Source organism: Hungatella hathewayi WAL-18680 (genome assembly GCF_000235505.1).
In the GTDB taxonomy this organism is placed as follows: Bacteria; Bacillota; Clostridia; order Lachnospirales; family Lachnospiraceae; genus Hungatella_A; species Hungatella_A hathewayi_A.
On record NZ_JH379027.1, the window covers coordinates 2,070,944 to 2,079,253 of the forward strand.

General features: G+C 55.1%; 7 protein-coding genes. All 7 read left to right on the top strand.

What is annotated here, in order from left to right:
* Window positions 1-22 precede the first annotated feature (22 nt).
* On the top strand, window positions 23-1,576 hold the full coding sequence (gene cls, locus HMPREF9473_RS09270) for a cardiolipin synthase (protein ID WP_006779832.1): 1,554 nt from the start codon (window positions 23-25) through the stop codon (window positions 1,574-1,576).
* Between the two features lie 34 nt (window positions 1,577-1,610).
* Window positions 1,611-2,465 (top strand): patatin-like phospholipase family protein, encoded by an 855-nt coding sequence (locus HMPREF9473_RS09275; protein ID WP_006779833.1) that lies wholly within the window; start codon window positions 1,611-1,613, stop codon window positions 2,463-2,465.
* Between the two features lie 230 nt (window positions 2,466-2,695).
* On the top strand, window positions 2,696-3,784 hold the full coding sequence (locus tag HMPREF9473_RS09280) for an S-layer homology domain-containing protein (RefSeq protein WP_006779835.1): 1,089 nt from the start codon (window positions 2,696-2,698) through the stop codon (window positions 3,782-3,784).
* Between the two features lie 146 nt (window positions 3,785-3,930).
* The gene (locus HMPREF9473_RS09285; protein WP_242830835.1) at window positions 3,931-5,676 is read left to right on the top strand and encodes an HlyD family efflux transporter periplasmic adaptor subunit; all 1,746 of its coding nucleotides are present in this window, start codon (window positions 3,931-3,933) and stop codon (window positions 5,674-5,676) included.
* Between the two features lie 23 nt (window positions 5,677-5,699).
* A complete protein-coding gene (locus HMPREF9473_RS09290) occupies window positions 5,700-6,407 on the top strand; it encodes an ABC transporter ATP-binding protein (protein ID WP_006779837.1) in 708 nt (235 codons plus the stop codon).
* Window positions 6,391-7,569 (top strand): ABC transporter permease, encoded by a 1,179-nt coding sequence (locus tag HMPREF9473_RS09295; RefSeq protein ID WP_034858189.1) that lies wholly within the window; start codon window positions 6,391-6,393, stop codon window positions 7,567-7,569. Before HMPREF9473_RS09290 ends, HMPREF9473_RS09295 begins: the two co-directional genes overlap by 17 nt.
* Before the next feature lie 197 nt (window positions 7,570-7,766).
* Window positions 7,767-8,310 (top strand): dipeptidase (locus HMPREF9473_RS09300; RefSeq protein WP_006779839.1); only part of this gene is annotated, 544 nt, incomplete at its 3' end.

The window sequence follows — 8,310 nt, forward strand, 5'->3', positions numbered from 1 at the left end:
GGGCAGGAGGCATTTTTTGCAAATGAAGAAATTAAAGGGGTTACTCAGAATCGTCTTCGGGCGGACCGCGTTTGTGGTGGTCTTCATGCTGATACAGATTCTGATTTTGTTCGGAACCTTCACCTGGCTGGCGGACCGGTATCTGGTCTACGCCTACTGGAGTTTCACCCTGCTGGGGGCCTTGGTGGTTCTGTATATCATCAACAAGCGGGAGAACAGCAGCTTCAAGCTGGCCTGGATTGTGCCGGTGCTGGTGATTCCCGTGTTTGGCGCTCTGTTCTACCTGTATGTGGAACTGGAGATTGGCGTCAAGCTGATAGCCAAGCGGGCGGCCCACATGGTGGATGAGACGAAACCCTATCTGACCCAGGACGAGCGGGTGGTGAAGAAGTTAAAGAAAGAGAGTCTGCGGGTCAACAACCTGGCGGGTTACGTCAGGGATTACGGCGGATTTCCCATCTATGACAATACCAGCGTCAAATATTTCTCCTGCGGGGAAGAGAAGTTTGAGCAGCTGAAGAAGGAGCTGGAGCAGGCGAAGCGCTATATCTTTATGGAATATTTCATCGTGGAGCGCGGGGAAATGTGGGACGCTATCCTGGAGATTCTGGAGCGGAAGGTGAAGGAGGGCGTGGAGGTCCGGGTGATGTACGACGGCATGTGCTGTCTGGTGCTTCTGCCTTACCATTATCCGAGAGAGCTGGAGAAGAAGGGCATCCGGGCGAAAATGTTTGCGCCCATAAGACCGGCATTGTCCAGCTACCAGAATAACCGGGACCACCGGAAGATTGTGGTGATTGACGGCCACACGGCATTTACCGGGGGCATCAATCTGGCGGACGAGTACATCAACCGGAAGGAGCGGTTCGGCTACTGGAAGGATACGGCCATTATGCTGAAGGGCGACGCGGTGAAGAGTTTTACGCTGATGTTTTTGCAGATGTGGGGCATCACGGAGCGGACGCCGGAGCAGTATGAGAAATATTTCCGGGACCCGGAGTATTTTTATCCGCCGGAGCTTGATATGGATGGGTTTGTCATGCCTTACGGGGACAGCCCGCTGGACCACGAGACGGTGGGAGAGCAGGTGTATCTGGATATTCTGTATCAGGCGAGAAAATATGTACATATCATGACGCCGTACCTGATTCTGGACGACGACATGATTACGGCCCTGACCTATGCGGCCAAGAGAGGCGTGGAGACGGTGATTATCATGCCTCATATCCCGGACAAAAAGTATGCCTACCTGCTGGCGAGAACCTACTATGGGGAGCTGATTGACGCCGGGGTGAAGATCTATGAGTTTACGCCGGGATTTGTCCACGCGAAGCTGTTTGTCAGCGACAACGAGAAGGCGGTGGTGGGAACCATCAACCTGGATTACCGCAGTCTGTATCTGCACTTTGAATGTGCGGCATACATGTATAAAAATGCGGTGGTGAAGGACGTGGAGGCGGACTTCCAGAGGACGCTTAAGCAGTGCCAGCTGATCACCAGGGAGGACTGCCGGAGATACCCGGTGGTGAAGAAGCTGGCCGGGCGGGCGCTGCGGCTGATTGCGCCGCTGATGTAGACGGCCCGGAAAAATTTGACAGAGAGGTGAGAGAATGATAGAAGGAGCATTGGTACTGGAGGGAGGTTCTCTTCGGAGCATGTTCACGTCCGGAGTGCTGGATGTGATGATGGAGCAGGGGATAGAACTGTCCTATGTCAATGGGGTATCCGCAGGTTCCATGTGTGGGATGAATTATCTGTCAAAACAGGTGGGGAGAACGCTGCAGGTGAACACCGAGTATCTCCACGATAAGCGGTATATGAGTTTCCGGAATATGTTGAAAAACCGGCTGATTTTTAACTTTGATTTCCTGTTCGGGGAGCTGAGCACGGAGCTGGTTCCCTTTGATTTTGAGACATTTGAGAATTCGCCTCAGAAATTTGAGGTGGTGGCCACCAGATGCAGGACGGGCCAGCCGGTATTCTTTGAGAAGGGCGTATGCACAGATATGTATGCGGCGGTGCAGGCATCCTGCAGTATGCCGGTGCTGTCAAGGATGATTACGGTGGAAGGCCGGAAATACTTGGACGGCGGCATCTCCCTGCCCATTGCCTACAAGCGGGCCATGGAGCTGGGCTATGAGAAGGTGGTGGTGGTTCTCACCAGGCAGCACGGCTACCGGAAGAAACCGGTCGACCGGCTGACGAAACGTGGCTATGACAGGTACTTTGAGCCGCTGCCGGAGCTGCGGGCGGCCCTGGAGGAGGTGCCGGAGCGGTACAACCGGATGCAGGAGGAGATGGATGAGCTGGAGGCAGATGGAAAGCTGTTCATCATCCGCCCGGAATTCCCGGTGATGGTTTCCCGGGTGGAGCAGGATGCGGAGAAGTTGAAAGCGCTGTACGCCGAGGGCCGGAGAATCGGGGAGGAACGGCTTGAGGCGCTGCGGGAATATCTGGGAATCTGAGAACCCGGACATGGAAAACCAGGAATCTGGGAAACCAGAAATCAGGAAACGGAAGAATGGAATATCTGAATATGAAATATTACAACACAGAGGTGCGCTATTTTTGCCCCTCTGTGTTATTTTTTTACAAAATTGGAAATTTCTTCTTAAAAAACACAAATTGAACACAAACGGCTGTTAATGTTAAATAAAAAAGTTAAGAAATGGTTCAGCGAGAGGAGTTTAAGGATATGAACAGACATCAAATAGCAGCTTCCCTGACTGCAGCTGCCGTAGCCGTGGCAGTTATGCCTGTGACAGCAGAAGCATCCACAAGTTTTGAGTTGAGAAAAAAGGTGATTGGCCTGTCGGGAATTGCCAGCATCGTCAATACCGAGGCCACGGTCACCAGAGCAGAATTTGCCAGCATGCTGGTCAATGCGACTCCCTATAAAAGCGCCGTCTCCCAGACCAGCGCCACGGCGGTGTTCGCGGATGTGCCAAAGACCAGCGAGTATGCCGCAAAAATCAGAATTGCGGTGGACCAGGGCTGGATGAACGGCTATCTGGGCGGGAATTTCCGCCCCGACGACCCCATCACCCTCCAGGACGCCATCCGGGGCGTGCTGGCCTTGCTTGGATACACCAACGACAGCTTTTCCGGTGACCAGGCCGGTGGGAGACTGAATAAGTATTATTATCTGGAACTGAATGAGGAAATTACGAAAGAGCCGTCGGAGATTCTGACGAAGACGGACTGTATCAACCTCTTCTACAACCTGCTGAGGACCGACACCACCAATGGCAGCCCCTACTGCAAGAGCCTGGGGTATGACGTGACCTCCGACGGGGAGGTGAACCCGCTGACCATTGCCGACAATGCGCTGAAGGGGCCGAAGGTGGTGACCAGAAGCCACAGTGTCTGGGATTACGTGCCGTTTACGGCCGGTGAGGCCAACATTTTCTTAAATGGCTCTCCCAGTAGCAACAGCGAGCTGAAGAGTGTGCAGCAGTCCTACGGTTATGTGGTCATTTACTATAATGCCCAGTCCAAAACCATCTGGGCTTACTCCGAGGATGGGGACAGTGCGGCTAACCGCTCGGTGGTCCGCGGGGAAATCACCTCGATTTATTACAGCTCGGCGGATGTGCTGACGCCAAGCGCGGTGGAGCTGGACAGCAGCGGAATCCAGTACGCGCTGAATACCTCGGACCTGCAGTTTGCATTTTCCATCTATGGAACGCTGAAGGTGGGGGATACCGTGGCCTTAATCTGCCAGGTAACCCAGGATTCCAACGGCACGGAGACCTATACGGTGCTGGACTATATTGAAGATTAGGCGGAGACGGACAGATGGCGAAAAATTTTGATTATAAGAATCTGACGGGGGAGACGGATGCCCCTGTGGTGGAGAAGGAAGAGAAGAACGAGAAAAAGGAGAAAAAGCCGCTTCCGTTTGCTGGGCTGGGAGCGAAGATAAAGGCGATGCTGCCGGCCGGGAAGAATGGCAGAAAGAAGAAACTGGGAAAAGGGAAGATGACCGGGAAACAGAAAGCGGTCAGAGCCGGCGTGATTGTGGTTCTGCTGATTGCGGCGGTTGTGGCTGTCCCGAAGGTGATGGGCGGCTCCAAAAAGGCAAGCGCCGGAGCGGCGGTCCAGAAGACGGCCACGGTGGAGCGGAGGAGCATCACATCGGATTTGTCCTCCTCGGGAACCATTTCCCCCAAGGATACCTACAATGTGACGGCGCTGGCCTCCGGCGAGGTGATAACGGCGGATTTTGAGGAGGGAGACCAGGTGGAGAAGGGGCAGGTCCTCTACACCATCGACGCCTCCTCCATGGAATCGGAGTTAAAGTCAGCCCAGAATTCCCTGGAGAGGGCCCAGACCTCCTACGATTTGGCGGTGGAGGATTATAACGAGGCCGTGAATGATTACAGCGGCAATACCTACAAGTCCACGGAGACCGGGTTTATCAAGACGCTGTATATCAAGGCTGGGGATAAGGTCAGCGGCAACACGAAGATTGCCGACATTTACAATGACAAGGTGATGAAGATACGGGTGCCCTTCCTGTCTGGGGAAGCGGCGGCCATTGGGGCCGGGAACCAGGGCGTGGTGACGCTGACGGAGACTGGCGAACAGTTACTCGGTACCGTTACCTCCGTCAGCAATATGGAGGAGACGCTGACCGGCGGACGGCTGGTGCGGTATGTGACCCTTGAGGTGGAGAATCCGGGCGGTCTGACCAGCGCCCACACGGCCACGGTGACCATCGGAGATTTCTCCTGCGCGCTGGAGGGAACTTTTGAGGCCAGCGTGGACACGGTGATGAGCGCGGATTTGAGCTCCTCCGTGGAGGTGGAATCCATGATTGTGGTGGAGGGCGATTTTGTAAATAAGGGCACCGCCATTTTCCGGATGAGCAGCAAGTCGGCGGACAGTCTGGTGAGAAATTACAAGGACGCCATGGATAAGGCCCAGGAGAGCCTGGAATCCGCCCAGAGCAAGGTGGACAGCACCCAGGATTCCTATGAAAATTATACGATTACGGCCCCCATTTCCGGCACGGTCATCACCAAGAGTGTGAAGGCCGGCGACAAAATCAGCGGCGGCGGCAATTCCGGCGCGGTGACGCTGGCGACGATCTATGACCTGTCACAGGTGACCTTTGAGATGTCCGTGGATGAGCTGGATGTCCAGAGCGTGCAGGTGGGCCAGTCGGTGGTGGTGACGGCGGATGCCTTTGAGAATCAGACCTTCAGCGGCAAAGTGACCAATATCAGCCTGGCCAGCTCCAACTCCAACGGTGTCACCAATTACCCGGTGACGGTTACTCTGGATGAGGTGGGCGGTCTGCTGCCGGGCATGAACGTGGACGGCCAGATTATTCTGGAGGAAGCGGAGAATGCGCTGGTGGTTCCTGTGGATTCGCTGATGCGTGGAAATAAGGTCTATGTGAAGGACGACACGGTGAAGGAAGCAAATGGAGCGGTTCCGGCCGGATTCCGCTCGGTGGAAGTGGAGACGGGACTGATCAATGACGACTTTGTGGAGATTGTCAGCGGACTTTCGGAAGGGGATGTGGTCTATGTGGCCGAGTCCTCGGCATCGTCCTCCTTCTCCATGGAAATGATGATGCCGGGCGGCGGCGGTAACATGGGCGGAGCGCCAGGCGGCGGTGGAAATCGTGGCGGCCAGGGCGGTGGTCCGGGCGGCGGCAGGCCATAGACAGGTCATCAAGGAGGAGAGACATGGCAGAGCCATTGATTGAACTGAAGGAAATACATAAACTGTATCAGATGGGCGATGAGCTGGTCCGGGCCAATGACGGCATCAGCCTGACCATCAACTACGGGGAATTTGTCGCCATCGTGGGCAAATCGGGCAGCGGCAAATCGACCCTGATGAACATTATCGGCGCCCTGGATGTGCCGACGGACGGAGAATATATCCTGGGCGGCGAGGACGTGAGCCAGATGAGCGACAACCAGCTGGCGGAGATACGCAACAAGATGATCGGCTTCATTTTCCAGCAGTATAATCTGCTCCCCAGGCAGAACCTTCTGGAAAATGTGGAGCTGCCCCTGCTGTACGCGGGAGTCAGCGCGGCGGAGCGCAGGGAGCGGGCCCTCCAGTCCCTGGAACGGGTGGGACTGAAGGAAAAATGGAAGAACCTTCCAAACCAGCTCTCCGGCGGCCAGCAGCAGAGGGTGTCCATCGCCAGGGCATTGGCCGGCTCCCCGTCCTTAATTCTGGCGGATGAGCCCACCGGCGCCCTGGATTCCAAAACCAGCCGGGAAGTGCTGGATTTCTTAAAACAGCTGAACAGCGAGGGCAACACCATCGTGATGATTACCCACGACAGCTCCATCGCTATGGAGGCCAACCGGGTGGTGCGGATACACGACGGGAAAATTAATTTTGATGGAGATGTGGAAGAGTATGGTACAGTCATTTAAACTGGCATTAAAAAGTATTTGGAGCAATAAAATGCGGGCGTTTTTGACCATGCTGGGCATCATCATCGGCGTGGCGTCGGTGATTATCCTGGTGAGTCTGGTCAATGCCTACATGTCCTACATGACGGAGAGCTTCGCAAGCCTTGGCACCAACCAGGTGACGGTCAATATGATGAACATGTCCTCCCGCTCCGTCTCCGTGGATGAGATGTATGAATTTTTTGAGGAAAATACGGATACCTTCGACCATATGACGCCCCAGGTGACCGTGTCCACGGCGGTGAAGCACGGCAATGATACCATGTCCTCCACCAGCGTTACCGGAGTCAGCGAGGACTATCTGTCCATCAAGGACTATCAGCTCCAGGAGGGGCGGAACATTCAGTATTCCGACATTGTATCCAGGCAGAAGGTATGTGTAATCGGGTATTATGTGGCGACGGAGCTCTACGGGAGCCCGGAGAAGGCCATCGACCAGACCATCAAGATAGGCGGTTATGCCTACCGGGTGGTGGGCGTGGTGGAGCGGCAGGACGAGGAGTCACAGAAGGACGGAGGAACTGATGATTTTCTTTGGATGCCGTACAGCTGTGCGGTGAAGATGTCCAGAAATGCCAACATCAACAACTACACGTTTACCATCCAGAATCTGGAGAAGGCCAGCGAGGCCACGGAGCTGATCAGCGATTTTCTGATGGAGACCTTCAAAAATGAGGATCTGTTTAATGTCACGGCCATGAGCGAGATGCTGGATTCCCTGAATTCCATGATTGCCATGGTATCCGCCGGGCTGGGCGGTATCGCCGGCATCTCCCTGCTGGTGGCCGGCGTGGGCGTTATGAACATCATGCTGGTGTCAGTGACGGAGCGGACCAGGGAGATTGGTATCCGGAAAGCGCTGGGGGCGAAGAAGGGAGTCATCCTTCAGCAGTTCGTCATCGAGGCGGCGGTGCAGAGCTCCCTTGGGGGCATTCTCGGAATTATACTGGGAAGCATCGCCACCACGGCGGTGGGAAGTCTGGCCGGGCTGAATGCGTCGCCGACGCCGTCGGCTGTGATCATCTCCTTCAGCGTGTCCGTGGCGATTGGGTTGTTCTTCGGGTACACGCCGGCAAGGCGGGCGGCGGGATTGAACCCGATTGACGCGCTTCGGAGTGAGTAGGACGATAAGACGGCCTTTTTGCCATGAGGAAGAACGGCAGAATGGCAGCACTTGCATTTTCCGGAATCCGGGAGTAAAATTTGATAGAGTGATGAATCTGGTGACAGAGATTCAGGTGAAATACCGGGCAGCTCATAACAGGTGGGCTGCCCGAATACATTCTAGTTAATGGAAAAATAACATTGCCGGAGGAGAAGATGAAAGTTGTTGACATGCACTGCGACACCATAGCCGAGATTTATGAAGACCACAGGCTGGGGGGAAATGCGAATATCAGGAGGAACCATCTCCACATGGACTTGGAGCGGATGAAGGCCGGGGATTACGGGCTGCAGAATTTCGCCCTGTACACCAATATGGGGCGGGAGAAGGAGCCGTTTTTACATACCATGGAGCTTTTGGATACCTTCTATCAGGAGATGGAGGCCCATCAGGATTTGATAGGAATCGTGCGCTGTTACCGGGACATCGAGGAGAACTGGAAGGCGGGGAAAATGTCCGCCATGCTCACGATAGAGGAGGGCGGCGCCTGCCAGGGAAGTCTGGCGGCTCTTCGTGATTTTTACCGGCTGGGCGTGCGGATGATGACCCTGACCTGGAATTTCCCCAACGAACTGGGATACCCCAACCGGGTGATACTGGAGGGGCCGGAGGCGGGGATGGCGAAGCCGGACGAGGAGAACGGGCTGACGGAAACCGGGATTGCATTCGTGGAGGAGATGGAGCGTCTGGGGATGATGA

What these genes read in the sequence shown, in the direction of transcription:
- cls (WP_006779832.1), top strand. Translation starts at nt 23, where the DNA reads ATGAAGAAATTAAAGGGGTTACTCAGAATCGTCTTCGGGCGGACCGCG.
- HMPREF9473_RS09275 (WP_006779833.1), top strand. Translation starts at nt 1,611, where the DNA reads ATGATAGAAGGAGCATTGGTACTGGAGGGAGGTTCTCTTCGGAGCATG.
- HMPREF9473_RS09280 (WP_006779835.1), top strand. Translation starts at nt 2,696, where the DNA reads ATGAACAGACATCAAATAGCAGCTTCCCTGACTGCAGCTGCCGTAGCC.
- HMPREF9473_RS09285 (WP_242830835.1), top strand. Translation starts at nt 3,931, where the DNA reads ATGCTGCCGGCCGGGAAGAATGGCAGAAAGAAGAAACTGGGAAAAGGG.
- HMPREF9473_RS09290 (WP_006779837.1), top strand. Translation starts at nt 5,700, where the DNA reads ATGGCAGAGCCATTGATTGAACTGAAGGAAATACATAAACTGTATCAG.
- HMPREF9473_RS09295 (WP_034858189.1), top strand. Translation starts at nt 6,391, where the DNA reads ATGGTACAGTCATTTAAACTGGCATTAAAAAGTATTTGGAGCAATAAA.